Annotated in this window: 24 protein-coding genes and 1 tRNA gene; 8 read left to right on the top strand and 17 right to left on the bottom strand. The window is 45.8% G+C overall.

Translation table 11 applies throughout. The features are described 5' to 3' along the window. Window positions 1–3: 3 nt before the first annotated feature. From LFX25_RS10685 to LFX25_RS10695, 3 genes are all read right to left on the bottom strand, one after another. Window positions 4–945: an alpha/beta fold hydrolase gene (locus LFX25_RS10685; RefSeq protein ID WP_238730226.1), complete on the bottom strand. Its 942-nt coding sequence runs from the start codon at window positions 943–945 to the stop codon at window positions 4–6. 61 nt (window positions 946–1,006) lie between these two features. Further along, window positions 1,007–1,483 (bottom strand): Crp/Fnr family transcriptional regulator, encoded by a 477-nt coding sequence (locus LFX25_RS10690; protein ID WP_118955856.1) that lies wholly within the window; start codon window positions 1,481–1,483, stop codon window positions 1,007–1,009. 86 nt (window positions 1,484–1,569) lie between these two features. After that, entirely contained in the window at window positions 1,570–2,628 is a 1,059-nt protein-coding gene (locus tag LFX25_RS10695; protein ID WP_238730227.1) for a sensor histidine kinase, read from the bottom strand. A 220-nt stretch (window positions 2,629–2,848) separates the two neighbouring features. Here LFX25_RS10695 and LFX25_RS10700 point away from each other — a divergent pair, with 220 nt between their 5' ends. From LFX25_RS10700 to LFX25_RS10710, 3 genes are read left to right on the top strand one after another with little or no spacing between them, the layout of a single operon-like run. Next, complete coding sequence (locus tag LFX25_RS10700; RefSeq protein WP_238730228.1) at window positions 2,849–4,075, top strand: DUF445 domain-containing protein; 1,227 nt, start codon at window positions 2,849–2,851, stop codon at window positions 4,073–4,075. 7 nt (window positions 4,076–4,082) lie between these two features. Beyond that, window positions 4,083–4,388 carry a hypothetical protein gene (locus LFX25_RS10705; protein WP_238730229.1) on the top strand — a complete coding sequence of 102 codons (306 nt, stop codon included), beginning with the start codon at window positions 4,083–4,085 and terminating at the stop codon, window positions 4,386–4,388. Continuing rightward, window positions 4,385–5,389, top strand: a complete 1,005-nt coding sequence (locus tag LFX25_RS10710; protein ID WP_238730230.1) for an alpha/beta fold hydrolase — start codon at window positions 4,385–4,387, stop codon at window positions 5,387–5,389. The genes LFX25_RS10705 and LFX25_RS10710 overlap by 4 nt, the downstream gene beginning before the upstream one ends. A gap of 29 nt (window positions 5,390–5,418) precedes the next feature. Here LFX25_RS10710 and pgsW read toward each other — a convergent pair whose 3' ends face one another. The 7 genes from pgsW to LFX25_RS10745 form a co-directional block, all read right to left on the bottom strand. Further along, a complete protein-coding gene (gene pgsW, locus LFX25_RS10715; protein WP_238730231.1) occupies window positions 5,419–6,534 on the bottom strand; it encodes a poly-gamma-glutamate system protein in 1,116 nt (371 codons plus the stop codon). Further along, window positions 6,531–6,989: a poly-gamma-glutamate biosynthesis protein PgsC gene (gene pgsC, locus LFX25_RS10720; RefSeq protein ID WP_238730232.1), complete on the bottom strand. Its 459-nt coding sequence runs from the start codon at window positions 6,987–6,989 to the stop codon at window positions 6,531–6,533. Before pgsC ends, pgsW begins: the two co-directional genes overlap by 4 nt. Continuing rightward, the gene (pgsB, locus tag LFX25_RS10725) at window positions 6,977–8,137 is read right to left on the bottom strand and encodes a poly-gamma-glutamate synthase PgsB (protein WP_238730233.1); all 1,161 of its coding nucleotides are present in this window, start codon (window positions 8,135–8,137) and stop codon (window positions 6,977–6,979) included. Before pgsB ends, pgsC begins: the two co-directional genes overlap by 13 nt. Before the next feature lie 7 nt (window positions 8,138–8,144). Further along, complete coding sequence (locus tag LFX25_RS10730) at window positions 8,145–9,407, bottom strand: SpoIIE family protein phosphatase (RefSeq protein WP_238730234.1); 1,263 nt, start codon at window positions 9,405–9,407, stop codon at window positions 8,145–8,147. Between the two features lie 66 nt (window positions 9,408–9,473). Then, entirely contained in the window at window positions 9,474–10,595 is a 1,122-nt protein-coding gene (locus LFX25_RS10735; protein ID WP_238730235.1) for a PAS domain-containing sensor histidine kinase, read from the bottom strand. 119 nt (window positions 10,596–10,714) lie between these two features. Beyond that, window positions 10,715–11,104: an FKBP-type peptidyl-prolyl cis-trans isomerase gene (locus LFX25_RS10740; protein ID WP_238730236.1), complete on the bottom strand. Its 390-nt coding sequence runs from the start codon at window positions 11,102–11,104 to the stop codon at window positions 10,715–10,717. After that, complete coding sequence (locus LFX25_RS10745) at window positions 11,101–11,499, bottom strand: RNA recognition motif domain-containing protein (RefSeq protein WP_238730237.1); 399 nt, start codon at window positions 11,497–11,499, stop codon at window positions 11,101–11,103. The genes LFX25_RS10740 and LFX25_RS10745 overlap by 4 nt, the downstream gene beginning before the upstream one ends. 116 nt (window positions 11,500–11,615) lie before the next feature. Here LFX25_RS10745 and LFX25_RS10750 point away from each other — a divergent pair, with 116 nt between their 5' ends. Together LFX25_RS10750 and LFX25_RS10755 are read left to right on the top strand one after the other, a co-directional pair. Further along, window positions 11,616–12,662 (top strand): serine/threonine protein kinase, encoded by a 1,047-nt coding sequence (locus LFX25_RS10750; RefSeq protein ID WP_238730238.1) that lies wholly within the window; start codon window positions 11,616–11,618, stop codon window positions 12,660–12,662. 159 nt (window positions 12,663–12,821) lie between these two features. Next, window positions 12,822–15,116 carry an inorganic phosphate transporter gene (locus LFX25_RS10755; RefSeq protein ID WP_238730239.1) on the top strand — a complete coding sequence of 765 codons (2,295 nt, stop codon included), beginning with the start codon at window positions 12,822–12,824 and terminating at the stop codon, window positions 15,114–15,116. Window positions 15,117–15,448: 332 nt separating this feature from the next. Here LFX25_RS10755 and clpX read toward each other — a convergent pair whose 3' ends face one another. The 5 genes from clpX to LFX25_RS10780 form a co-directional block, all read right to left on the bottom strand. Next, on the bottom strand, window positions 15,449–16,711 hold the full coding sequence (gene clpX / locus LFX25_RS10760; protein ID WP_238730240.1) for an ATP-dependent Clp protease ATP-binding subunit ClpX: 1,263 nt from the start codon (window positions 16,709–16,711) through the stop codon (window positions 15,449–15,451). Window positions 16,712–16,725: 14 nt separating this feature from the next. Further along, the gene (clpP, locus tag LFX25_RS10765) at window positions 16,726–17,319 is read right to left on the bottom strand and encodes an ATP-dependent Clp endopeptidase proteolytic subunit ClpP (RefSeq protein WP_002626411.1); all 594 of its coding nucleotides are present in this window, start codon (window positions 17,317–17,319) and stop codon (window positions 16,726–16,728) included. Then, a complete protein-coding gene (gene tig / locus LFX25_RS10770; RefSeq protein ID WP_238730241.1) occupies window positions 17,316–18,671 on the bottom strand; it encodes a trigger factor in 1,356 nt (451 codons plus the stop codon). The genes clpP and tig overlap by 4 nt, the downstream gene beginning before the upstream one ends. Before the next feature lie 39 nt (window positions 18,672–18,710). After that, a tRNA-Gly gene (locus tag LFX25_RS10775) sits at window positions 18,711–18,782 on the bottom strand. Between the two features lie 63 nt (window positions 18,783–18,845). Continuing rightward, a complete protein-coding gene (locus LFX25_RS10780) occupies window positions 18,846–19,484 on the bottom strand; it encodes an arylesterase (RefSeq protein ID WP_238730242.1) in 639 nt (212 codons plus the stop codon). A 63-nt stretch (window positions 19,485–19,547) separates the two neighbouring features. Between LFX25_RS10780 and LFX25_RS10785 the strand changes: the two genes are divergently transcribed. The 3 genes from LFX25_RS10785 to LFX25_RS10795 all read left to right on the top strand — a co-directional run bounded on the left by LFX25_RS10785 (window position 19,548) and on the right by LFX25_RS10795 (window position 23,539). After that, entirely contained in the window at window positions 19,548–21,287 is a 1,740-nt protein-coding gene (locus LFX25_RS10785) for a glycoside hydrolase family 3 protein (RefSeq protein WP_238730243.1), read from the top strand. A 228-nt stretch (window positions 21,288–21,515) separates the two neighbouring features. Then, window positions 21,516–22,688, top strand: a complete 1,173-nt coding sequence (gene hemW, locus LFX25_RS10790; RefSeq protein WP_238730244.1) for a radical SAM family heme chaperone HemW — start codon at window positions 21,516–21,518, stop codon at window positions 22,686–22,688. Between the two features lie 443 nt (window positions 22,689–23,131). Then, window positions 23,132–23,539, top strand: coding sequence for an acyl-CoA thioesterase (locus LFX25_RS10795; RefSeq protein WP_238730245.1), 408 nt, complete (start codon window positions 23,132–23,134; stop codon window positions 23,537–23,539). Between the two features lie 49 nt (window positions 23,540–23,588). On the opposite strand, the gene ilvN is transcribed toward LFX25_RS10795, so the two are convergent. Further along, complete coding sequence (gene ilvN / locus LFX25_RS10800) at window positions 23,589–24,074, bottom strand: acetolactate synthase small subunit (RefSeq protein WP_238730246.1); 486 nt, start codon at window positions 24,072–24,074, stop codon at window positions 23,589–23,591. Then, entirely contained in the window at window positions 24,071–25,780 is a 1,710-nt protein-coding gene (gene ilvB, locus LFX25_RS10805) for a biosynthetic-type acetolactate synthase large subunit (RefSeq protein ID WP_238730247.1), read from the bottom strand. The genes ilvN and ilvB overlap by 4 nt, the downstream gene beginning before the upstream one ends. Between the last annotated feature and the right edge of the window lie 252 nt (window positions 25,781–26,032).

Genomic DNA, 26,032 nt, shown 5'->3' on the forward strand with positions numbered 1-26,032 from the left:
GTATCATTCTTCCTTTAGAAATTTCTGATATAGTTCCGCCACTTCGGTCGGGCGTTCCAATTGAGGACTATGACCGCAGTCTTTGAGTATCGTTCGTTTCGCATTTTTGATTCCCTTGAGCATCACGTCGGAAGCGCTGATATGAATCACACGATCCGTATCCCCCCAGACGATCCAGGTTCTCGTTCGAATACTCCCGAGCTTTTCTTCGAGAACGTTCGGCTGCGATTTGATTTCGGAATAAATTTTCGCATTAAAATCCCGGTTGGCGATCGCCTTGTCCGAAAAATAACTTTTTAAAAAGCCGGGGATATAGGGCGGTTTCACGAAGATAAACTTCATTAGAAAATCGAAATCTTCTTCGTTTTTCGCAACGAGAGGATTCTTCCCTTGCGCAAGATACGTTCCCAGTTCGCTGCTGATCGGAGATTTGACTCCGGCCGAATCGACCAACGCCAAAGTAAGAACACGCTCCGGATACGTCGCGGAAAACACGCCGCTTATGGAACCGCCCATCGAGTTTCCGATGATATGAAACTTTTCCAATCCGATCGCTTTCGTGAATTCGTTCAAACGGGAAACCTGAGTTAGGATCGAATACTCATCCTCGGGTTTTCTTTCGTTCTCTCCGAAACCCGGAAGATCGGGGATAATCACGTGATACGAAGGAGTAAGGGTTCTCACAAACCGAGTCCAATTGTCCTTATCCCCGCCGAATCCGTGAACGAGCACGATCGTTTCTCCTCGACCTCCCTCCAAATACGTCCAGTGATAACCGGCGGCTTGAATTTCCTTTCTCTCAACGTCGGATTGATTTCTTTCGTAAAAGAGTCCGCCGCCTACGAGGAGTTTGGTGCAAGAGGAAAGAAGAAAAAGAAGTACGAAAAACGAAGGAGCGGATCGGAAGGAAAACAAGAAAGAGAAAGAAGATAATTTCGATTTCATTTTCAAATTCCTTAGGGAGAATTGGGAAAACGCCGGACCTTTCGATCCGGCCGCATCGAACTTAGATCGTGAATCGTTTTCTAAGTTCTCTCGCGTATGTCAAATCGTGAGTCAGCATTCGTAAGCGTTTTGCCAAGAAATGGGAAATTGCCTGATAGAATTTCAAGGATGCTTTCGAATCTTTTTCAAAAACCGCTTTGAGATGATCGTATGGAATTCTCAAAAGCTCGGAACGCTCCATCGCTTCGACCGACGCGGAACGTTTTCCCGGGTCCAAAAACGGAAGTTCACCGAAATGATCCCCGGTTGCGATCGTGGTAACGTTGACGTCGTCCCCCTTTTCGGTGGAGGTCAGCACTTTTAAGGTTCCGTAAATGACGACGAAAAAGGCTTTCGCTTCGTTGCCTTCGTGGAAGATGGCGTCTCCCTGTTCGTATACTTTGTATTCGGTCTTTTCGGCGATCGCCGCTAATTCGTCTTCCGTAAAATTGGAAAAAAGATAGATCTCTTTTAAAATTTCTTCTTTTGTATGTTGCATAATATTTCCCGAAATGCGAGTGTAAATCTCAGTTTAAATAATGCAAGCAGGTTCCGAAATCGGATGATCCGCTTCTCAAAAATGTCTTAGTCCTTCCATCCTGTAAAATGCATTCGGAGAAAAAATCCGTTCTCCGCTTGAAAGAAAAGTTTTGCGTGAAGCTGCATGGAAAGCATGTCGATGAGCTTGAGTCCTAACCCGCTTTGTTTATTTTGCGCCTGATTCAGATTGAATCCGGTTCCCGTGTCCCGGTATTCCAATTCCACGCAGCCGTCCGAGTTTTTCAGATCCAGAAAAATTTCTCCGCGTTCCTGATCGCCGAAGGCGTATTTTAAGGAATTGGTAAGAAGTTCGTTGAGAATCAGTCCGATCGGAATCGCACGGTCGATGGAGATATAGAAAGAATTTTCCAAGTTGTGGAAGCGGATTTTTCCGGCCTGCCCATACACGGAAAGAAGATTGGAGGAAAGAGAAAAACAATAACTCTTCAGATCCACCTTTGCGAGATTATCCGAACGGTAAAGTTCCTCGTGAACCAAGGCCATGGACTTGACTCGAAGTTCGCATTCGCGGAGCACCTTTTGCAGATACGGGTCCTCCTTAAATTCGGAATGAAGACTCAGAAGACTCGAAACGATCTGAAGATTGTTTTTGACTCGATGATGAATCTCCTGCAGCATCAGTTCCTTTTCCTTCAAGGATTCCTGCATGCGTTTCTGAGTGAGATTTCTTTCGGTCACGTCGTGTATGATCGAATACAAGTGAATTCTTCCGTTGATCGAAATCGGTCCGGAAAACACTTCCACGTCGCGAAGTTCCCCCGATTTTAAACGATGAATGAAATTGAAATACAATCGATTTTCGGAGCTGGCTTTGAGCATTTCCGTTTTCACTTCTTCCGGACCGAGAATATTCACGTCGCTGATTTTTAGATTGAGAAATTCCTCGCGGGAATATCCGTAAAATTCGAGAGCCGAATCGCTCACGTTCACGAGTCTTCCCGTCTCCACATCGATGATGAGTTTGATCGCCAGATTCTTATGAAAGATCTGAAAGAATTGTTCCTCCAATCTTTGTGTAACTTGGGGATCGGAATCTTCCGGCGAAGAATTTGCGTTTGGCGGATTCATATGAACAGAACCCATAGGATTGCCGAAATCTACAAAACTGTAAATGAAATTTACGGTGTTTGAAAGGAGGAATCCGGCTTTGTCAAAAAATTTCACCGCAAGATTCCCTTTTAGAATGAGGTTCTTATTTTCGGATTTTATTTGAATCGTTCAAAAAAAATGATTTGCTCTCCCGAAAGCCGGGTCCGAACTTGCAAGAAGTTGAAAAATTATAGCGATTGCTACAGGAAATTTTATGGAATTTTTAGCGGAAAACAAGGAATTGATCGGGATTCTCATGATGCCCGTTACCTACGGGTTTGTCGGCTGGTTTACGAACGTGGTCGCTTTGAAAATGACCTTTTACCCGTTGGAGTTTGTAGGCATTCCTCCGTATTTGGGTTGGCAGGGAATCGTTCCTAAAAAGTCCCAAAAACTCGCCTTAAAATCGGTCAATATCATGACCGAACGTTTGATCAAGGTCGAGGACTTCTTTTCCAAGGTCGATCCGGATCAGTTGGAAAAGGAATTTCAACCCGTTCTCGACGGGCTCGTTCCCGAAGCGACCCGCGAAATCGTTCATCATATCAATCCTTCCCTGCGTTCCCGATTGGAAGGGGACGAAGAAGCGAGAATCATCTCCGGTGTTCAGAAAAAGAGCGAACATACGGTTAAGAATATTATGATACAGGTAAAGGAGAACGTCTCGAGCGTTTTCAACTTCCGCTCCCTGGTTCTGCGCAAACTGACCGGACCGAACGTAAAACGAATCGTGGATATTTTTCAGGAAGTCGGCTCGAAAGAATTCAAATTCATCGAACAATGCGGCTGGTATTTAGGAGGTGCGATGGGAATTCTCCAGGCTCTCGCTTGGAATCTGTTCCCGTATTGGTGGACCTTGCCGATCCAGGGAGTCGTGGTCGGTTACATCACGAACTGGGTCGCTCTTACGATGATCTTTCGCCCCCTCTATGAAAAGAAGATGGGACCGATCCGGTATCAAGGACTCTTTTTAAAGCGACAAGAAGACGTTTCCAAAAAATATTCGAACGTGTTTGCGACGCAAGTGTTGACCGCGAGAAACGTCCTCGAAGAGATTCTTTACAAACGTGCGGCGCGTTCGCTCGTCGAAACCATCCAAACCGAAACGGAAGAAGCCGCAAAACGTCTTCATCTCAACGGAGGATTGGATTCCGAAACGAGCAACGAGAACTCCGAATTCGAAACCACAAAGAAGGAAGTCATCGCGAAGATTTCCGAAACTCTCGCGAATAGTTCGAACAAGCTCGAAACGTATATGGGAAGAGCGATGTCCATCGAGAACAATATGTTCAAACGAATGAAGGATCTTCCTCCGGAAGAATTCGAACCGATTCTCCGTTCCGCGTTTCAAGAAGACGAATACGTTCTTATCCTCATCGGATCGGTGTTAGGCGCAGTGGTCGGTTTGATCCAAGGGCTTTACATGCTCTACATTTCCTGATACGAATATGAAATCGATTCGATTGACGGAAGATTCTCCCGAACACTTTTTGAAAAAAGTTCAGAAGGCGCTCAGTGGAAAGGAACTCGGTAAGATCGTCAGTTTTCAACTCGAAGAGGAAAAACTTACGATCCGTTTTGCGGGTTTGGGAGAATCGCGGATCTGGTATTCCGTTCGAAAATCACAAACCGGTTACGAAGCGGTCAAACTCAAAGAGAAGATCGCGTTCACTCATATCGCGTTTCGTTCCGGAATCGAATCGGAGTTAAGAAGCTTGATGGAAAGATTCGGAGCGGAAATAACGGACGAATGAAGAATTCCGTATTCGCTTCCCATCAGCGATCGATTTCAAAAGCGTTACAAATCCCGATCGGAAACGGAGAACACTTGGCAGCCGAAATTTACGGCAAATTCCCTCTTCCCAAAAATTCTCCCGCACCGGTGATCTGCATTCACGGGTTGACCGGAAATCTCAAAAACTTCGCGCCTCTCGCACGCGATCTCGTCAAACAAGGGTTAACCGTAATCGCATACGATTTGAAAGGAAGAGGAAAATCCTCCAAACCTCGTTCGCAATATTCTCACGAATCGCATGCGGACGATCTAAAGTCGATGTTGGATTTTTTAAAAATCGAAAAAGCCAATCTTCTCGCGCATTCGCTCGGTTGTTGGATTTCTCTTGCCTTCGGAAAGAAGTTTCCGAATCGAACCGGAAAACTTTGTCTGATCGACGGAGGAGGACAACTTTCCTTAAAACGAAAACTTTCCAATCTTCTGATGATTCAGGAATCTCTAAAACGTCTCGGAAGAATCTTTCCGTCACGGGAAACGTATCTACAACTCGCAAAAAAATCTCCGATTTTGGGATCTTGGAACGAGGACGTGGAAACCTTTTTGAACTACGAATTGGAAGATGTGAACGGAAGCGGAAACGGACAATCCGGTTTTCAATGCAGCATACCGAAGTATGTGATCGATTCCGAACTTTCCAGTATGGGAGGCGCGATGAATCCCTGGGAAATTCCGATTCGTTTATTCAAGAATCCGATCGCAAGTTTTCGAACATTCAAAAAAGCGAAAGTGCTTCCCTACTCTCAAATCGTTTCTCCCGTGCTCGTGATTCGCGCGGGCAAACCGAATTTCAAAAAAGGAGACGAACTCCTTCCGGATACGGCGATCGCCGTCTTTCAAAAAGAATTCAAATGCTCCGTCTTTCTGACCCTTCCGGACAAAAATCATTACGAAGCCATCCTTACTCCCGATCTCAAACGGGACGAAACCATCGCCTGGTTTTTTTGCACTTTCAGAGGCTAAATTTCCCGATCGAAATCGAGAACGGAGCGTTATAAAAAGATTTGATTCTCTTCTTTGGAGCCGGGAAGCGAAATCCACGTCGAAGTTTTCCAGATCAAAGCCGACAAAAAAAGCAAAAGAAAACCCGCCCGGATCCGATCGTATTTTTTCGGAAAGATAAGATCGGAAGTTCCCGGTTTCGGAATCGATCCGCGCTCGTATTTCATCTTGGATTGACTCGCAATCTTTTCAATCCCGCCGACGTGCAGCACCGGAATCTTTCGTTCCAAAAAAAGTTTCAAAACGGAATCGGGAAGTTCCGAAACTTCTTCTTCATTCACCACGATTCCTTTCGGAATTTTCTTTTTGCCGAGACTGGTTCCGGAGGAAACGGTCCCTCCTCCGATATTCACATACAATACCGGGTTCGATTTTCCGTAGATTTTCATGCGTTTGTCGAGAGAATCCTGGAAGGAATCGGAGGACAAATACGAATATCCGTTTTTGCGGATCGAAAAAAGAATCGAGTCTCGCCCTTCTTTTCCGATTCCGATTCCCGAATCGGAAATTCCTCCCGTCGACATATAAATCGATTTTTGGAATATACTGTTTTTCTGATAGAGTTCGTTTTCCAGATCGGGCCAGAGAAATCCGATTCGATTTGAGCCGTACTGGGAGGAAGAGACGCTTGCAATCGAAACGACCTTCAGTCCCATCGTATCGGCCGCGATCCAAAACGAAATATTGAGAGCGGGAAAAGAGCCGGACATTCCTACCGCAATCGTATCTCCTTTTTTTAGATTCGAATTGCGAAATTGTTCCAGAAACCAGGCCGTAAAATCGGGATGCACCGAGGCTTGTTTTGCGGAAAGTTTGCCGGCGGAACTCGTAACGGGAGAAAGTTCCGGTCCGATCAAGGCGGAATCCGCCGGATCCAAGTTCGGATCGATCGCAAGATTTTGAGACAAAGCCTTTTCGCGAATTTTCTGAAACGCTTCGTATGTTCTCTGGCTTGCTTTATATTTGATCTCCGCATCGGCGACGGATACGGTAGTAGGAAAAAATTCGACCGTAAACAAACCGAGTACCGATCCGAATGCCAAAAGAAAAATTCCGATCGTAGACCGATCGACACGGGAATGAATCAACTCCTTTCGGTCTTTCATCCGCGAATCTCCTCTCCGAACGCGAGGATCAAAAACAAACGCACCAAAACGGAAGCCGTCAAAGTTGCACAAGCCGTTCGAAACACTCCTTGTTTTTCCGAAGAAAGGACGATCAGACCGGGAACAATATGGCCGATCGCCCCGGATTCAAATTCCATTGTATTCGAGAAATAGAATGTAGAAATGAAGTCCGAAAAAAGAGAAAACAAAATCGAAAGCAATAGGATAAAAACCGTTTTTCTCTGACCGAAACTCAGAAAGAACGATTCGGAAAGTCGATAGACGACCAGCGTCAAAATAGAACTTAAAAACAGAGGAATCAAAACCCAGGGACGATCCAAATACAACGCGATATAACCGGGAACCACCCATCCGCCCGGATGCAGTCCCGTTTTTTCCCAAAGCAAAAAACCGAATAAAATTCCGATTCCGATGGATACGGTTACGAGTTCCATTCTTTCCCCTGAAACGAATTGAGCTTATCCGCCGTCTCCTGCATCCAAATTCTTCCCTTGCCTTGATAGTTTCCCGCTCCGATCCAGAGATTTGCGTCCGACGCAACGTTCCGCGGTTCTAAAATCAAGGCTGCGTTTCCTCGATACCTGGATCGAAACAAGGAAAACCAAGGACCCCAAAAAAGAATCTCTTTGATTTCCGCTCGTTTGGAAAATAAATTTGCAAATTCGACGGTACGGAACGGTCTTTCCCGTTTCGAATTGAATACAACTACAACGGAACCGCCGGCCGACGTCGCAAGTTGCGCTTTTAAGATTTGTTCCCAAGAGATCGTATCGTTGGCCGCAAAAGCGAAGACAAAGGTTTTTATTTGTTCTTCGAGTTCGATCGTTTGAACGCGCAATGCTCCCGGATCCGGGGCACAACTTGCGATTCCTTTTACGATCGCCTCAGCGGTTACGCCTAACGTTTCACAAAGTCGGATCGCGATTTCGACATTCTCTCGATGTTCCGGATAACGCATTGTCAGCAATGCGGCGTCGATCTGAGCCGTAGTAAACGAGGAATCCGCATTCAAAACCGAGGTTCGATTTTGCTCCGCGCTCCTCCGTAAAATTTCGTTTTGTTCCAGATTCTTTCCAACGATAAGAACGCCGTCCTTGGGAATCGTATGTGCAAACGAACGCAAGGCGGTTTCCTCCGTATCGATCCATTCTCCGTGATCGTTTCGAACGTTCGCGATCACGGCATGTGTAGCGGAAATCAAAATGTCTTCGGATTCTTTTTGATACTTCGGTTGAACGGCCATACATTCCATCACAACCGCGTCCGCGCATTTCCGCGCGGCAAACCGCAAAAAGGATTTTTGTTCCGAAATGGAGATCTTATTTCGAAAGATCCGTCGTTCGCTACGATCCGGAAATAACAAACTCGCGGCCGAGCCGGTCGCCTTTGAATAAACGTTCCAACCCGCTTCGACAAGAATCGAATGCGCCAATCTCGTAATCGAGGATTTCCCCCTGGTTCCGTTGATATGAATTCGAATCGGAATTCGTTTTTGAATCGAAAGATGATTTCTTTTTTCGATCCAAAGGGCGGCGCAGAAACTCAAAAAGATAAGGCTGAAAATCGCGATCGCAAAGGGCATAATAAAGTCAACGTTCGGGCGAATCCAAGGATAATAAAATGGCAGTAATATCGTCTTGTATTTTTTGAGTTCCGAGATGATCCATGAGGTTCTGTAAAATCGAAGGAATCGTTTCCTCCATCGGCTCGGTGAATTTTTCCGCGAGAATTTTCTGAACGGCAAGTTCGCCGAATTGCTGTTTGTCGGAGTTGAATTCTTCGTAGATTCCGTCCGTGAGCAGAAACAAACGATCCCCGTGCTGATAACTCAGTTTAAAAACTCCGTATTGATTGCCAGGGTCCAAACCCAATAAGGAGCCGGTCCTGTCCAAACCCATAACCAAGTCTTTGGAAAGAAAAAATTGAGGAGGATGTCCTCCCGATGAATAGACGATCTTTCTGGAAACTGTGTCGATGTCCGCGAGGAAACAGGAAAAAAACATCCCGATATTTCCGAAGTTTCTACAATATTCCCGGTTGAATTCTCCGAGAATCGTTCCTGGATCGGCTTCTTTCTTTTTGATCGATTCCAGAATTCCTTTGAGAGTCATCGTCAAAAGCGCGGCTTGCACCCCGTGGCCCGTCGCGTCCGCAAGAAAGATACGCAACACACCGGGACGGATCTCGAAAAAATCGTAGAGATCCCCGCCGACTTCCATCATCGGAAGATACGCGGAATGGATCCGGATTCCCGGCATCGAAGGAATTTCGGGAAGAATTTCAGATTGAAGTCGTTTGGCAAGACTCAATTCTTCCTTCATGCCCTTGTAATAGTTGGCGAGAAGTCTGGATCTTTGTCTTACCTTCTCCTCCAACCGTTCGAGAAGCTCCTCTTTTTCCCGGTCCATCTTTTTGAGAGTCTGATTGGCCCGTTTCAACTCCATTAGAATTCTATGTTTTTCTGATATATCTCGGATGATGATGTGATATTGATAATCCTCGGGCGGTCCCGTCACGGAAACGGAGACTTCGGAGATCAGAATCGTTTTGTCCTTTCGGATCAAGCGGATGGGACCGAACGGTTTTTGTCTTTTTTTATCGGGCAATTTGGCGACGTTTTTTAGAATCCGATAAAATCGGTTTCGAATCCGGAGCGGAAATTGCTGTTCGATGGAATTCCCCAGAAGTTCGGATGCGAGAAAACCGGACATTTTTTCCGCGGCGGGATTGATGAGAAATACGCGAAAATCCTTATCGAGAGAAACGATCGCGTCGATTGCAGAATGAAATAAAATCGAATAGCGTTCCTCCGGGTCGTAACTTTTGTGTTCTGATCGCGTGGAACCGGTCATGGCTGGATTGGAGTTTAAAGAGAGTCTATTAGAATGTCGTGATTCTCCCCTAAAGTCAAGGATCTTTCAGAAAGATTCCGGTAGATCCACGTAAAAGCGGGTGGTTCCGTCCACGCATTCGAAAGAGAGATCTCCTCCCATTTCGCGGACGAGGTTGTAAGAAACGGTCAAACCGAGTCCGGTTCCTTTGCCGATTTCCTTTGTGGTATAAAACGGATCAAAGAGTTTGTGTCTGTTCTCTTCGGAGATTCCCGGTCCCGTATCCTCGATGACGGTTCGAACGAAACTCCGATCTCCCTTTTTGAACTTCTGCCAATAGACGGTGATGGTTTTTGCTTTTGCGGAATCGGCGTTGCTTTCGATCGCGTCCTTTGCATTGGTCAAAAGATTCAGGTAAACCTGTCTCAGTCTTCCGGCGGAACAAACAGCGTAGATGGGAATGTCGAGCGTAGGAGCGACGGTTTCGATTCCCGCTTTTCGGAAGCCGTTCTTTAACAGACCGAAGGTGGAACAGAAAACGGTGGTCAGATCGTGGACCTTCGCTTCTTCCTTTTCCAAACGAGTGAAGGTGAGCATGTCTTTGACGATTTCGGAAATTCGATTGCTTTCCTGCAGAATGATTCCCGCGTATTTGCGGAGCGGGTTTCCGGTTTCGATTCCGTTGAAAACCATTTCCGCGTAATTGATGACGCCCATCAAAGGATTGTTGATCTCGTGCGCGACCCCTGCGGAAAGAGTTCCGATCGCTTCCAACTTCTGTTTTTGAACCCAAGAATCGGCGGGTTTTTCCAAATCGTTTCCGAAACTCGATCCCACAGCGGCATCGTAACGTAGAAAGGGTCGCTCCTGAAACTGAGGAGATTCTAAGTATGCGAAAATCTGCAACTCTTCCGGATCGAACGCGAAGGAAACCATGAATTCTTTTTTGAATCCGTGTTTGGTGAGAATGAAAACGGAATACGCCGGAGATTCATCTAGAACGTTGGTGGAAGGCCACAAAGACGGGTCACAGAGATTCGGTTTAGCGGTTTTGAATTCACAGATTCGGTTCCAGTATTCGATTCCCTCGAGTTCCGATTTGGAATAGCCGAAGGTACGGGAAAATGCCGTGTTGACTTTTCGGATGAGAAGCGTCGGCTCTAAAATGCAGGCCGGTACCGGGGAATGTTCGAAGAAGTTGTAAGACATCCGGTTTTAAGCTATCACAGTGGGAAAAAGCCCCTCCAATCTATGATAGATTAGAACCGGAAAGCGTTTAGAATCTAACGTCAGAATCCGGTAAATTCTGTTTCAAAAGAATAGAATTCTCAGTACACTTTGAGTAATTCTACTTCAAAAATGAGAGTTGAATTCGGTGGAATCGCCGCCCCCGCTCCTCTCGAACCGTAACCGAGTTCGGGGGGAATGGTCAACTTGCGAATTCCGCCTTCCTTCATACCGCGAACCCCGCGATCCCATCCTTTGATGACTTCTCCCGCTCCGAGGTTGAACGTGAACGGAGTTCTTCTATCTCTGGAACTGTCGAACTTCTTTCCGTTTGTAAGAGTTCCCACATAATGAACGGTCACATTCGAACCGGAGAAGGCTTCCTTCCCTGTTCCGACACGAATGTCCTTGATGACGAGATCTTCCGCGAAGCTCGGAGTCGACAGGGCGAACAAAATCGCTCCAATCCATAAAGCACGTACTGATTTCATTTTCCTCTTCCTCCGGTCCTTCTAACGGTTGCGCCTCCGGAAAATCCGCCTTTCGACTGATTTCCATGAATCTTACCGGAAGAAGCTCCTCCGCCTTTGAGAGATTGTTTTTTCTCGAACTCTTTTTTTAATTCTTCAGAATCGACTACAGCGATCTGTTTGCCTTGGATTTCTTTTTTATTCAAAGCCGCGACCGCCTTCGCACCCGCAGCGTCTTCCATTTCAACGGATCCATAGGACAAGGAACGGCCCGTGGTTTTATCTTTTTTAATATGCGCTTCCTGGACGGTTCCAAATTCCGAAAAAATCTTTTTTAACTCGTCCTCGGTCAACTCCTGAGGCAGATTTCCTACTGATATCTTCATGATTTTTCCTTCTCGGGAATCAATTTGCAAAATCCAATTCTATTGAAAACCAAATTCCAAACCGCGAAAAACAAAACGAACGGGTTTGTGTTTCTCTCCCATTAAAGAAATTTCCAAAGAAAGGGGAATCCGGAATTCTGGGGCTTATGGCCGATTTTTTTCAATTGAATCCAGGTGAAATTCTTACCTTAGTCGAAAAAGCGGGATACGAACCCTCCGGTCATTGTATGGCATTGAACAGTTTGGAGAATCGTGTGTTCGACCTGCGGCTCGAAGACGGTTCTCATATCATCTCCAAATTCTACCGTCCCGGACGATGGACCGACGAGCAGATTTTGGAAGAACACGAATTCCTTCGGGATTTGCAGGAAGCCGAAATCCCCGTTTGTTGTCCTTTGCTCTTTGAGGACGGAAGCAGCCTGGCTTCGTTTCAAGACGAGATCTATTATTCGTTTTGGCCTCGGGTCGGAGGAAGATCGCCGGACGAACTCAGTCCGGAAAATCTCCGGATTTTGGGAAGGCTTCTCGCGAGAATCCATAACGTCGGTCAGGCGAAACACTTCGAACATAGAATCTCGCTGGATTCTTTGACCTACGGAACTTATCCTTTGGAAACGCTGCTTCGAGGAGAATGGATTCCTTCGAGCTGCAAAAAAGAATATGCAGAAACCGCGAATCGAATTTTCGACCTCTTCCGGGAAAGGATCGAGTCGGTTCCGTTGCATCGAATCCACGGAGATTGTCATAAGGGAAATCTTCTCTTCGGAAAAGACGGCTGGTTCTTTGTGGACTTTGACGATTGTTTGAAAGGCCCGGCGGTTCAGGATTTTTGGATGCTTCTTTCCCGAGGCAAAGACGGTTTGGAAGAAAGAGAATATCTTCTTTCCGGCTACAGAGAATTTCGGGACTTTGAAGAGCGTTGGTTTGATCTTATGGAAATTCTGCGCGCAATGCGTTTCGTACATTATTCAGCTTGGATTTCGAGCCGATTTACGACCGATCCTTCGTTTCCGGTCGCCTTTCCTCATTTTGCGGGAAACGAATACTGGGAAAAAGAAACTTTGGAACTCAAAGAACAATACAAACTCATTCTGGATTCCTTAGGGGGGAAATATTTCTTTTCCGTTACAGATTCTCTTCCGGAGGAAGAAGAACTGACCAACAAAGATTTTTTTTGGGATTTGGAAGATTAACCGGTTGATTTTGTAACGGAAAAGTAATAATCACGGATGGGTTTCCGGCAAAATTTCAGTTGTCCGATGCCCCCGATCCAAAAGACTCAAAAGAACTCGAAACAAGAGTCGAAGCGAAAAAAACTGTAGATTCTACAAAACAATAAACGGAAGCGTTTCATGGACTTTTTTTTAATCATCGTTGTTCTCATGGCGATCCTCGGAGTCGGAGATCTCTTAGTCGGAGTTTCGAACGACGCAGTAAACTTTACGAATTCCGCCGTGGGTTCTAAAGCATCCTCTAAAAGAATCATTCTGGTCGTAGCGGGAATCGGAATTATCCTCGGCGCACTTTCTTCCACAGGAATGATGGAAGTCGCGAGAAAAGGGATTTTCCATCCGAGCGGTTTCGCGCTCCAGGATTTGATGTTTTTATTCTTCGCTGTGATGCTGACGGACATCGTTCTTCTGGATCTTTACAACACTCTCGGACTTCCTACATCGACTACGGTATCCTTGGTTTTCGAACTTTTAGGAGCGGCCCTCGCGATCGCATTCTTAAAAACGGGAACCTTAAACGGAGCTTTTCAGATCATCAACTCGGAAAGCGCATTGAAGATCATCTTCGGAATCATAACGAGCGTGATCGTGGCGTTCTTTTCGGGAATGATATTGCAGTTCGTTTTCCGATTCATCTTCTCCTTCAATCTGAAGAATTCGATGAAATACTTCGGAGGATTGTTCGGCGGTCTTTCCATGACGACGGTGGCGTTTTTTACGCTTTTATCCGCGATGAAAGGCTCCAGCGTAATCCCGCCCGAAATCGTTAAATACATCAACGAAAACTTTACGAACATTCTTTTAGCGACGTTCGCGGGATTCGCGATCATTTTCCAATTCTTTGTATTATTAGAATGGAATATTCTAAAATTCTTGGTTTTAGTCGGAACCGGGTCTCTCGCGATGGCTTTTGCGAGCAACGACTTAGTGAACTTCATCGGGGTTCCTCTCGCGAGTTTCGCGACCTGGAACCTGATCCAAGCGGGGGGCGGGGACGCGAGCGCCCTTGCAACCGGACTGGCGGGAAACGTTCCTACTCCGAACTTTATTCTGTTAGGCGCGGCTTGTGTGATGCTTTTCCCGCTTTGGTTTTCCAAAAAAGCGTCAACGGTCACACAAACCGAAGTGACTCTCGGTTCCCAAGGAGAAACATTAGAAAGTTTTAATACGAGTTTGGTTGCGCGCGTTTTCGTTCAGATCGCTCTCGGAATCTACACTCCGATCAAGGCGATACTTCCCGCGGGTGTCCGCAACTTTATCGGAAAACGTTTCGAACAAAGAAACGGCTTTGCGGAAATCGTAAAAGTTCACGAAACCGAAGCGTTCGATATGCTCCGAGCTTCCGTGAACATTCAGATTTCCAGCGCGTTGATTTTGATCGGAACCCTCTACAAACTTCCTCTTTCCACAACCTTCGTAACATTTATGGTGGCGATGGGAACGTCATTGACCGACGGAGCCTGGAACAAGGACAATGCCGTCAACCGAGTGAGCGGTGTTCTTACCGTTGTGGGCGGCTGGTTCTTCACAGCGATCATGGCGTCGACGACTGCGGGAATCATCGGTTCGATTCTTTATCTATTCGGATTTTCTTCCGTGATCGTTCTCGTGTTGGTGGCGGGGCTTTTGATCTTCCTCTTCGGAAGAATCCACAAGAAGCGTCAGGAAACCTACGACGAGAATCTCGAAAAACTCATCACTCTCAAAAAACATCCCGAGCGCGCCCTTTCCAGAACGATTTCTTCCATGCTCGCGAGCTTGAGCGTTGCGAGAAAGGCTCTGAACAACGCTTGTGCCGGTTATGTAAACGGTAAGAAGAAGAATTTCAGACAAACTCAGAAACTTCTAAAAGACCTAAAGAAAATGAGAGAGAATTCCCTCTCAAGCTTTCTGTCGATCGCGAATAAACACTTGGAAGAAGACGATCTTTCCTCCATACATCCGATCACCGAATCGATCAATCATTTGGATCGAATTACGGAAAGCATCTGGAACATTTTGAGAACGTCTTCCAACGGAATCAGTTCTTTCCACGAAGTCTCCAAGGACGAAAAGGAAGAAGTCAAGGAGCTCAGAAAGTCCGCTACGAACCTGATGGAACTGCTCGCGGATTCGGATAAGTTCCCGGATCTTTTGGAAAAAGCGAGATCGGAAAAGAAAACCAAAAATCTTGAAAAGATCAAACAGAATATCTACAAGAGTCAGATGAAGCGGATCAAGAAAGGAGATAGTAAGCTGAAATCCAGCGTTTCCTATTTCGTGATCATAGACGAACTGATCGACATCAACGAAAACCTTCTTTCTCTCGCGGAAGAATTGAGCGTTGCGATTCCTTGGACTGAAAAGAAAAAGATCGAATTGCAAAGCAAGTCCCTTCTCGCTCTGAAATCGGAAGAAAAGAAAAAGAAGAAGTAAGAATTTAAAACATCTTCGATTTTCAAAACGCCGCGTTTCGCTCTTTGCGACCGCGGCGTTTTTTATTTTTGGGTGAATGCAGGAGTTCCCACAAGAGTTTGGTCTTTCGGTAATTTACAAACTTCTGATTAGATCTTCTTTCGTTGGAGTTCCCACAGAAATCTTCCGGGGCCGGGATCTTCGGCTAGTTTACGAAGCTTTCAGGCGATTTTATAATCGTTTTCGTTCTCGTTGCAGTTCCTACAGCCGAGATACTTGGAACTACAAACTTAGAGAACGTATTACATTTACCTAGGCACGCGCGCAACCAAGGCGCACTAGTATCGCTAACGTTATGCGATTTTGGATTCTTTTTTGAGAACTAACGTCGGGGTCACTCGGTCCGTGATTACTTCCGCCGTGATGATGACTTCTTCGATGTCCTTGCGGGAAGGAATATCGAACATCAGATCCAGCATGATGTTTTCCACGATTGCTCTGAGCCCCCTCGCACCGGATTCCCGTTTGATCGCGAGTTCTGCGATCTTGTCGATCGCATCTTCGCGGAAGGTAAGTTTCACGTTTTCGAGTTCGAGAAGACGAGTGTATTGTTTGAGAACGGAGTTCTTCGGTTCGCGGAAGATTTGCTTGAGCATATCCACGTCCAACTCTTGCAGAGTCGCAACGATCGGAAGTCTCCCGATAAACTCCGGGATCAATCCGAACTTAATCAAATCTTCCGGGATCACCTGTTCCATCAAAGAATCCTTGCTGTCTGCTTGGATTCTTTGTTCTTCCGAGCCGAAACCGATCGTTTTTACGCCGGTTCTGGACTTGATAATATTCGGAAGATCCACAAAGGCTCCTCCGAGGATAAACAGAATGTTCTTCGTATCAACTTGCAAGTATTCCTGATGCGGATGTTTTCTTCCGCCTTGGGGAGGAACGTTTGCGACAGTTCCTTCGATGATTTTTAAAAGAGCTTGTTGAACGCCTTCTCCGCTTACGTCTCTCGTAATGGAAGCGCTGTCGGATTTTCGCGCGATCTTATCGACCTCGTCGATGTAGATGATTCCTACTTCCGCTTTTTTGATGTCATTGTCCGCGTTTTGAATCAACTTGAGAATGATGTTCTCCACATCCTCACCCACGTAACCGGCTTCGGTCAAAGCGGTTGCGTCCACGATCGCGAACGGAACCTTGATGATTCTTGCAAGTGTTTGTGCCAGAAGAGTTTTTCCGCTTCCGGTCGGTCCGATCAAAAGAATATTCGATTTTTCGATTTCGATATCGGATTTCTTTTCTTTGAGATTCACTCGTTTGTAGTGGTTGTAAACCGCAACGGAAAGGGCTTTTTTTGCGTGATCCTGTCCGATCACATATTGATCCAAAATCGTCTTGATATCGGCGGGACTTGGAACCTCGCTGAATACTTCCGACTTCTCGTGAGTATGATCGTGATCTTCTGCGATGATTTCGTTACAGAGAGAAATACATTCGTCACAGATATAAACACCAGGTCCGGCGACTAAACGTTTTACTGCATCCTGTTCCTTTCCGCAGAAAGAGCAGAATAGTTTTTGTTTACCGTTGGTTCCCGGTGTTTTCTTAGCCAAGGGAGCGCTCCTTATTAAGCCTGTTTGCGGTCGATCTGAATGACGGTGTCGATGATTCCGTAATTCTTCGCTTCTTCCGCGGTCATATAAAAGTTTCTTTCGGTATCCTTCTGAATTTGCTCAACACTCTTTCCCGTATGTTTGTGGTAAATGGAGTTGAGAATTTCCTTCAGCTTGAGAACCTCTCTCGCTTGGATCTCGATATCGCTCGCCTGTCCGGTCGCTCCGCCCATAGGCTGGTGCATCATGATTCTTGAATTCGGAAGCGCGGAACGTTTTCCAGCCGCCCCTCCCGCAAGAAGCAGAGCAGCCATGGAAGAAGCCTGTCCCAAACAAAGCGTTCTTACATCCGGTTTAATATACTGCATTGTATCATAAATTGCAAGACCGGAAGAAACATATCCGCCGGGAGAATTGAGATAAAGATAAATGTCTCTTTCGGGGTTTTCCGCCTCGAGGAATAACAACTGCGCCGTAATTACGTTCGCATAATCGTCGTTGATTGCATTCCCGAGAAAGATGATTCTATCTTTTAAAAGGCGGGAAAAAATATCATAGGATCTTTCCCCTCTACTCGTCTGCTCGATCACATACGGGATTACACTCATGCTTTCTGTTCTTCCTTTTGGTTCAGATAGTCTTTCACTTGCGCAATACTCAATTTGTCAGTGTATTTCTTTTCTACAAGATCAAAGAGGGTATCATCCACCTTTTTTGCGAAAAAATTCTCTCGATAATTATCCATGAGTTTTCCCTTTTCCAGCTCTTTTTTAAGATCGGACAGGGAAATTTGGTAACTTGACGCAAGTTTTTCTAAATCTGCATCAAAATCCGCATCGGAATAGGTGATATTCTCGGTTTGCGCGATTTTTTGGCGGGTAAAGAAGTGTTTGAGACGGGTTTCCGCCAAATTCTTAAAGGATTCTTGAACTTCCTTCAGATCCTTTTTGATCATCTCGGCGTATTTTTCCATCGTAATATGAGGAAGTCTGAATTCGTGGATCATGTTGTGGAACACGTGCTCCGATTCTTCCTTCACGTAAGACTCCGGGAAGATATACTTGGAATCGTCGATGACTTCCTTGTAAATCTCCTCCATCTTTTTATTGCGGATTCCCTCTTCGAAACGTTCCTTCAGATTCTTGCGGATCTTATCCTTGAGCGCGTTTAACGACTCGGAACCGTCGAACTCGGAAGCCAGATCGTCGTCCACGGACGGAAGGATGTTCGCGTACAAAGCCTTAATCGTAACGGAATATTCGAAGGTTTTACCGGCGACTTCGTTTTGGGAATAATCATCCGGAAATTTATGGGAGAATTCCTTCTTGTCACCGGATTTGAGTCCGTAGAGATTCTCGTCGAATCCCTTCAGATTGCTTTCGTGACCCAGGTGATAGTCGTTGGAAGTATTGCTCGCATTTTTCGGTTCCTGGCCTGTTTCATGGACCGTATATTCCATATCGATAATATCTCCGGAAACGGCCACCTGCCCTTCTTCCTTGAGTTGTTTGCGAGCGAGTTGTTTGCGAATCGCCTCGATCTCCTCCGCAACGTCGGAATCGGTTACGTTTACTTCGGGAAGTTTTACTTTTACTTTTTTGTATTTTCCGAGGGTGACTTCGGGGTTGGTTTCATACACCGCGGTAGCGACGAGAGTTTTTCCCGGTTGATAGTCTTGGATTTCGAATTTCGGAAAACGAACCATCGGGTGTTCGAGTTTGGTAAGAATGGAAGTCATCCCATCGATGATGAGATTGTTGATCGCGTCACTCGCAACCGCGTCTCCGAGTTGTTTCTTTACCAAGTTGAGAGGAGCCTTTCCTTGACGGAAGCCCGGAATTTTCACATCCTTCTGTTTTTCTGCGTAGGTTTTATCAAAAGCTTTTTCGATGTCGGAAGCTTCGAAGGTGAGTTTAATATCAACGGTAGCGTTGGAATTTTTTTTTGTTTTATAGTCCATGATGCAAATCGGCCTGGGGAAGGGTGATATAAAAGAAAAAGCGGGAAACGGGATTCGAACCCGCGACCCCCTCCTTGGCAAGGAGGTGCTCTACCACTGAGCTATTCCCGCGATTATTTCAGGTAGATCCATGATTTTCGCCAAAAGTCCGGTGTAAACACACTTTTTGGAGAATCATCCTTTCTTCAGAATTTTTTGAACAAAGGGGAAAAGATTTTTCGCAAGGATCCGATGTCCTTCCGCAGTGGGATGAATTCCGTCTTTCTGATTCAACTTTTTGATTCCGGCCACCCCGTCCATAAAGAACGGAACGAGAGGAAGATTTTCTTCCTTGGAAAGTTTCGGATAAACGGCTTCGAATTTCTGACGATATTCTTTTCCGAGATTCGGAAACGTTTTCATCCCCACGAGAAGAATCTTCGCTTTCGGATTTTTCTTTCTCACTCTTGCGATGATCTCTTTTAAATTTTTCTGCGTTTGATCGGGAGAAATTCCCCGCATCGAATCGTTCGCTCCGAGTTCCAAAACGAATACGTCGAACCCGCCCGACATCGCCCAATCCAAACGTGCGAGTCCGCCCGAGGTCGTGTCGCCGCTCATTCCCGCGTTGATCGCTTGGGAAGAAATTCCGTTTTTGGAAAGTTCTTTCGCGATCAGATGAGGAAACGCTTCTTCGGGAGAAGAGAGTCCTAGCCCCGCGGTCAAACTGTCTCCGAAAAAAAGAATTCTTACCTGCGAGGAATTCGAATCGGCAAAAAGCGAAGTGAAACACAAAGAACACAGAATTATAAGGTAGGATCGGAAACGGATCATAACGAAGGTTTACTCCCGGAATTTGTTTTTACAGAATTCAAGGTTTTCCTATTCTGTCAAACTATGATCCGACGATTTTCCTTTGCGTTCCTTCTTCTTTTGGGTTTCTTAGCCGTGTTTTACTACGTGAGTTCTTACCAACAAGAACTCCAGGCCGATAGTTGGGACGGATATTTAGAATCCCAAGCGAAAGCGATCGTAGATAAGATGACTCCCGAAGAATTGACCGGACAAGTCATCCACGTGGCGATTCCAGGCAAGTCCTTGGATCAAACCGCCGAGAAGGAAATCGAAGAGATTCTTCCGGGGGGAATCATTCTGTTCGGAATGAATCTCGGAACCAAACAAGAAATCTTAAAACTCAATTACGAATTGCAGAAGAAGAGCATGGAGTTTTCCAAACTTCCTCTTCTCATTTCCGTCGATCAGGAAGGCGGAAGAGTTCTCCGCGTCAAAGACGGAGTGACTCAGTTCCCCGGCGCGATGGCTTTGGGACAAACTAAAAACGCGGACTACGCGTATAAGGTCGGTTTCGTCACTTCCTATCAACTGCGTAAACTCGGACTCAATTTCGTATTCGCTCCCGACTTGGATATCAACAACAATCCCGATAACCCGGTCATCAACACTCGTTCTTTGGGAAGCACTCCGGAGATGGTCACCGCGGCCGGAATCGGTTACGAGAAAGGCGCGAGAGTCGGAGGTGCGATTCCTACGATCAAACATTTTCCGGGACACGGAGATACGAACGTGGACAGTCACCTCGGACTGCCCAAGATCGACAAGACCTTGGAAGAACTCGAGAAGATGGAACTCATTCCGTTTCAAGAATCGATTAAACAAGGCGCGGAAGTCGTAATGAGCGCGCATATCGTGTATCCGAAATTGGATCCGAACTTTCCGGCGACTCTTTCATCCAAAATTCTTACCGGAATTCTCCGCGAAAAGATGGGATTTCAAGGTGTTATCATCACGGACGCGATGGAGATGGACGCAATCGACGTTCACTACAAAGATAGCGATCCGGGCGTTCTTGCTATATTAGCAGGCGCTGATATTCTTCTGATGACGAGCTGGGGTAAGACCACCCGCGATATGAAGAATCAAATTCTCACCGCGTATAAAAAAGGAACGTTTCAAAAGGGAGAACGCGACCTTTTGAAAGAAGCCGCATACAGACAGGTTCTTTTAAAACTCAAACACGGAATCGTGTACGAATTCTCTCCGAAGAAATCCGCCGCTAAAGAAAAACTTACCGAACTCGAACAAAAGGAACTCAACTTCTTCCAAGAACAACTCGCAGAACGTGAAAAAAGTTTCTTGGAAATCTTTTCTCCGACTTTGAACGCGGAAGTTTCCAGAGCGTCCATCGTTTCCTTTCCGACTCCTTTGAATCCTGCGTCGGTCAAGGCGGAAGAAACGATCTTTGCGGTGCGCGGAAAAGAATTCGAAACCGTTCTGACGGAAAAAAATCTTCCGAACTTCAACTCCGGAAAGATCGCGGCGCTTCTCAAAGAAAACAAATACAAGCGCGTCGTGGTCACGACTTTCAGCCAATTGGAATTGGATCTGGCCGCAGGTCTTGCAAAACGTTATTCGGACATCGAAGTCGTTGCGCTTCACTACGGAACTCCATTCTTAAAATTGAATACGCTTTCGAACCTGAAAATCCTATTCTCCTTTTCCCCGACCGTAGAATCCAAAAAAGCCCTTCTGTATTCGGTCGTGGAAAGAACCTCTCCGATTCCCGTTGTGGATTTGATTTTAAAAGGTCAAAACGACAAGACGGCCGTTCAAAAGTAGTGAATCCGGTTTTTGAGGAAGTGTTGAATTCGCTGGTTTTTGTGGGAGTTCCCGCAAAAATCGGCTCGAGAAAGGGGTTGATAAAGTATAATTTTCTGATATTGAGAAAATCTCCGACGTTTCCCACCTCCTCACCCCTCCACCCTAGATCAGGGCGGGGCCGCAGAATTTGAGGAAATGCGGGAGTTCCCACAGTTCCTCAAATAGAAAGTATTCGTCGATTTAGTTATGAAAAACGACAAGAAGAATCCCGAAACTCCGGTCCGAAAGATTGGAATTCCGGGAATCTACGTCCACTACCCCTACTGCATTCAAAAATGCGAATACTGTGATTTTTATTCGATCGGGAACGGAAAAAATCCGATCCCGGACGAAACCGGGCTCTTCCGCAGATACAAGGAAGAAACGGAGCGCAGAATCGCGGACAATCCCGAAATCCTCGACCTAAAATTCGACACGATCTTTTTCGGAGGCGGAACTCCTTCCAGAGCCGACATTTCTCAAATCGCGGACCTGATCGACTTCTTCAAAAAAAATATTCAACTTTTAGAATATTCTGAAATTACGATGGAGTGCAATCCAGAGGACATCACGCCGGACTTTCTGCGATCGATCAGTCAGGCCGGAATCAACCGCATTTCCGTCGGAATCCAGAGCTTTGATCCGGAAAAATTGAAATTTTTGGGAAGACATTACGATCCGGATCGATACGGAAACATTCTTGAAACGGTAAAAAATTCTCCGATCTCCAATTTTTCCGCCGATTTGATCTACGGAATTCCGGGACAAACCGTCGACGCGATCCTAAAGGATATCGTTCAGGTTTTGTCGGCCGGAGGAAAACACATCAGCCTCTACGCTCTCACCGTGGAAAAAGGAACCGAATATTCAAGAAAGGTAATAGATCGCGTCGTCCCCGAACCCGAGGAAGCGATCCAAGAAGAGGTTCTCAAACTATTGCCGGAAATGTTGGCTCCATACGATTTGTTTCAATACGAGGTGAGCAACTATTCCAAACCCGGATTCTTTTCCAAGCACAACCTCAAATATTGGACGATGGAATACTATTTGGGAATCGGGGCGGGCGCACACGGTTATCTGCCTTCGGGAAGATACTCAAATCCGAGAAACGTGGAGACTTACAAACGCAGAGAATTCTCCGCCGAATACGCGAAATCCGATCTCTACGAAGAATTGATTCTATCTTTGTTCAGATTGTTCGGACCGATTCAAATGGAAACTTTTTACGAACTGATTCCCGAAAAGAGAGAAGTTTTAAAACGACATCTGGAAGAACTCGCTTCTTCCGGGCTTTGCGAATTTTCCCAGGGAATCTTTCGTTGGAAACCCGAAGCGGTTCTCTTTTTGGATACTTCCATCCTCAAACTCTCTTCCATCTAAGAAACCGTCCCCGAAACCGCTCGTTATGAAGCACAGTTTCCGAAACGAAACCTTGGGACTTGTCTTTTTATCAAAGTAGAATGCGTTTTAGAGATACGCCATAAACTTAAAAAGAATTTATTTCCATTTTATAATCCACGCTCATCACAAACCGCTTCTTGGTAAAAAAGGAAACAAATTCAAACCCTTTTGTAACGCGCATACAAATCGTTTTCGGGAGCCGCGGCCCATCCACCATTCGATCCTTTGGATAGAATATTCAAAAATAATTGTATACAATTTTCAATATATATCAGAATTATAATTGATAGTAAACCCAAGAAATATGAACTCCGTTTTGTATTCAAACGATTAACATTCGACGAAAAATATCAAAACAGTTTTCGAAGCAAAATCAGGAACGTATTCTTTTTATACCATGCAGTTAGACAAAAGAGAGAACCATGATTCAATCCCATACAAAAACACACCAATTCGAAACTTCCTTCGCCAAACAAGAATGTGACGAAAACGGAAGTTTAAACATAGAAAATGCGCAGAAACTTTTGAACGAAGCCAGAAAGGAGGCTTTAAAACAAGCGGGTTTCGATTCTTCCCAAACGAATACGGCTCACATAGAACCTCTCGTTCTCTGGTCGGAAAGCGATTATAGAGGAACGATTCAATTTCCCGATTCGATTCTCATTCAAACCGAGTTTCGTATGATTACGAATGCACGGTATCGAATTCTTCAAAGATTGATTCGAAAATCCGATCGGAAGGTCGTATGCAATTCGAATTCGTTTTGTATACTTTTCGATTCCGATCGAAAACGACCTTGGAAACAATCCGTTTCCTTGCGGGCAGTTTGAGTTTTTAAAAAGAAAGAAAGATCGATCGGATCTTTTATCGATATTCGATTTAAGATCCGATGCTTCTGTATCGGAGTGCGATTTGTCCGGTACGGACGATTTCTTCGATTCCGTATTTGGAAAGAATTTCTACGATCGCGTTTACCTTTCTGGAATTTCCGGAATACTCGATCGTAATCGAGGTGTGCGTAAGATCCGCGATCTTCGCTTCGAACACTTCGCAAACCGAAAGAATTTCCGTTCTTGTCGTTTCGGTGATCTTCAACACAAGCAATACCAATTCACGACTCACACAATCGTGATAGGCGAGATCCTCGACTTCCAAAACGTCCGGTAATTTCAAAAGTTGTCTTTTTACTTGATCGACCGTGGACTCGTCCCCTTTTACCACGATTACCATGCTGGAGATCTCCGGATTTACCGTAACGCCGACGGCGATCGAATCTATATTATAACTTCTGCGAGTGAATAGGCCGGAAACGTGGCTCATAACGCCCGGGTGATTGTTTACCAGAATTTTTAGAATGTGTTTCATGCTTTTTTCAGTCCGGCCAGATCTTTGAATTCGATCATATCTTTTTGCGATTTGCCCGCGGGAATCATTGGGAATACTTTTTCTTCGGCGGGGATCATCACTTCCAGGAAAGCGGCGCCGTCGTCTTTTGTGAAGAATTCGATCGCTTTGTCGATTTCCGATTTATCCGAAATCTTCATTGCGGGAATTGAATAGGCTTCCGCAAGTTTTACGAAGTCCGGATTGAAGTTCCATTCCGATTGAGAGAATCGTTCTTCGTAAAAGAGTTCCTGCCACTGGCGAACCATTCCGAGAAAGTTATTGTTGAACACGAGAACTTTGACGCCGAGTTTGTTCGCGGCGATAGTTGCCAATTCTTGAATGTTCATCTGAATGGATCCGTCGCCCGAAACGCAGATCACCATCTTGTCCTTTCTTCCGAACTTCGCTCCGATCGCGGCCGGTAATCCGTACCCCATCGTTCCGAGTCCTCCGGAAGTCAGCCAATTGTTCGGCTCGTCTAAAAGATAATACTGCGCGGCCCACATCTGATGTTGTCCCACGTCCGTGGATACGATGGCTTTGCCTTGTGTTTTTTTATAAAGACGTTCCAAAAAATCCTGCGGTTTAATCGTATTACCGGAATTATCGAAGTCGAGAGGATGTTCTTTTTTTAGGTTTTGAAGATAAGAAACCCAAGAACCGTGATCCTGTTTTTTTACGAACGGAAGAATGGCGTTTAACGCGTCCTTTAAATCTCCGTGAAGAAGATAATCCACTTGAATTCGTTTATTGAATTCTGCCGTATCGATATCGATATGCGCCCGTACCGCTTTTTCGGCGAATTCGCCGATTTTTGCCACTCGATCGTCGAATCGTGCCCCGAGGTTCAGGATATAATCGCATTCCAATACGGCTTTGTTGGCCGCTGCGGTTCCGTGCATCCCGAGCATTCCCACGCTCAAAGGATGTGTGCCCGGAAAAGAACCTAATCCCATCAATGTTGTCGTGACGGGAATTCCTGCTTTCGTCGCGAGCTCGAAAATTTCTTTCGAAGCTCCCGCGTTGATCGCCCCCCCGCCCACATACAGAAGGGGTTTTTTAGCCGAGTTCAGCGCTTCCGCAAATTCTTCCACGTTTCCTTTCACTTCGGGTTTTTTATAGTGATGCGGAGCGATTTTCAAACGGGGTGCCTTGCGAACGTTAGTCAGCTCGGTTTGAACATCCTTCGGGAAATCGAGCAGAACCGGTCCGGGACGACCGCCTAACGCGATCAAGGTGGCTTCCTCGAAATGTCTCGCGATATCGTCCGCGGATTTCATGAGTGCGTTGTATTTCGTGATGGGAATCGTAATTCCGAAAATATCGGCTTCTTGAAACGCGTCTGTTCCGATCGTGTTCGTTGCGACCTGTCCGGTGATCGCGAGAACGGGTACGGAATCCATCTTTGCGTCGGTAAGTCCGGTTACCAAGTTGGTCGCGCCGGGTCCCGATGTTGCAATGCACACACCGAGTTTTCCTGTGGCTCTTGCATAACCTTCCGCCATGTGAACGGCGCCTTGTTCATGTCTTACGAGAATATGTTTGATCTTTTTGCTTTTATAAATTTCGTCGTAAAAGGGAAGAATGGCTCCGCCGGGATAGCCGAAAACGATTTCAACCCCGTATTCTTCCAGAAGTTCCACCATCAGTCTGGCGCCTGTAATTCTTTCCGATTCTGCGGACATGATTCCACCCCTTACGTCCATAAAGATACCGGAAAGGCTACTGTCAAGAGGAACCGTGTTCTTAGATCCGCGGTTGTCCCGATCAAAAACGCGTTTCCCAAAGGTTCCCCCATGTTCAAAAAATGAATGAGCAAATCGGAATCGGTTCGACTGTTTTCACATTGAGACGACGTCGTTCATTCCAACTCAAATTCTTCGATTTAAAATAGGGTTGCTATTGAATGGAACATTTTTATATAAAAGGGAAACGGA

It is taken from the genome of Leptospira sanjuanensis (assembly GCF_022267325.1).
In the GTDB taxonomy this organism is placed as follows: Bacteria; Spirochaetota; Leptospiria; order Leptospirales; family Leptospiraceae; genus Leptospira; species Leptospira sanjuanensis.

Excerpts from the sequence above, each read along its gene's own strand:
- LFX25_RS10685 (WP_238730226.1), bottom strand. The coding sequence starts at position 945 with ATGAAATCGAAATTATCTTCTTTCTCTTTCTTGTTTTCCTTCCGATCC.
- LFX25_RS10690 (WP_118955856.1), bottom strand. The coding sequence starts at position 1,483 with ATGCAACATACAAAAGAAGAAATTTTAAAAGAGATCTATCTTTTTTCC.
- LFX25_RS10695 (WP_238730227.1), bottom strand. The coding sequence starts at position 2,628 with ATGGGTTCTGTTCATATGAATCCGCCAAACGCAAATTCTTCGCCGGAA.
- LFX25_RS10700 (WP_238730228.1), top strand. The coding sequence starts at position 2,849 with ATGGAATTTTTAGCGGAAAACAAGGAATTGATCGGGATTCTCATGATG.
- LFX25_RS10705 (WP_238730229.1), top strand. The coding sequence starts at position 4,083 with ATGAAATCGATTCGATTGACGGAAGATTCTCCCGAACACTTTTTGAAA.
- LFX25_RS10710 (WP_238730230.1), top strand. The coding sequence starts at position 4,385 with ATGAAGAATTCCGTATTCGCTTCCCATCAGCGATCGATTTCAAAAGCG.
- pgsW (WP_238730231.1), bottom strand. The coding sequence starts at position 6,534 with ATGAAAGACCGAAAGGAGTTGATTCATTCCCGTGTCGATCGGTCTACG.
- pgsC (WP_238730232.1), bottom strand. The coding sequence starts at position 6,989 with ATGGAACTCGTAACCGTATCCATCGGAATCGGAATTTTATTCGGTTTT.
- pgsB (WP_238730233.1), bottom strand. The coding sequence starts at position 8,137 with ATGCCCTTTGCGATCGCGATTTTCAGCCTTATCTTTTTGAGTTTCTGC.
- LFX25_RS10730 (WP_238730234.1), bottom strand. The coding sequence starts at position 9,407 with ATGACCGGTTCCACGCGATCAGAACACAAAAGTTACGACCCGGAGGAA.
- LFX25_RS10735 (WP_238730235.1), bottom strand. The coding sequence starts at position 10,595 with ATGTCTTACAACTTCTTCGAACATTCCCCGGTACCGGCCTGCATTTTA.
- LFX25_RS10740 (WP_238730236.1), bottom strand. The coding sequence starts at position 11,104 with ATGAAATCAGTACGTGCTTTATGGATTGGAGCGATTTTGTTCGCCCTG.
- LFX25_RS10750 (WP_238730238.1), top strand. The coding sequence starts at position 11,616 with ATGGCCGATTTTTTTCAATTGAATCCAGGTGAAATTCTTACCTTAGTC.
- LFX25_RS10755 (WP_238730239.1), top strand. The coding sequence starts at position 12,822 with ATGGACTTTTTTTTAATCATCGTTGTTCTCATGGCGATCCTCGGAGTC.
- clpP (WP_002626411.1), bottom strand. The coding sequence starts at position 17,319 with ATGAGTGTAATCCCGTATGTGATCGAGCAGACGAGTAGAGGGGAAAGA.
- tig (WP_238730241.1), bottom strand. The coding sequence starts at position 18,671 with ATGGACTATAAAACAAAAAAAAATTCCAACGCTACCGTTGATATTAAA.
- LFX25_RS10780 (WP_238730242.1), bottom strand. The coding sequence starts at position 19,484 with ATGATCCGTTTCCGATCCTACCTTATAATTCTGTGTTCTTTGTGTTTC.
- LFX25_RS10785 (WP_238730243.1), top strand. The coding sequence starts at position 19,548 with ATGATCCGACGATTTTCCTTTGCGTTCCTTCTTCTTTTGGGTTTCTTA.
- hemW (WP_238730244.1), top strand. The coding sequence starts at position 21,516 with ATGAAAAACGACAAGAAGAATCCCGAAACTCCGGTCCGAAAGATTGGA.
- LFX25_RS10795 (WP_238730245.1), top strand. The coding sequence starts at position 23,132 with ATGATTCAATCCCATACAAAAACACACCAATTCGAAACTTCCTTCGCC.
- ilvN (WP_238730246.1), bottom strand. The coding sequence starts at position 24,074 with ATGAAACACATTCTAAAAATTCTGGTAAACAATCACCCGGGCGTTATG.
- ilvB (WP_238730247.1), bottom strand. The coding sequence starts at position 25,780 with ATGTCCGCAGAATCGGAAAGAATTACAGGCGCCAGACTGATGGTGGAA.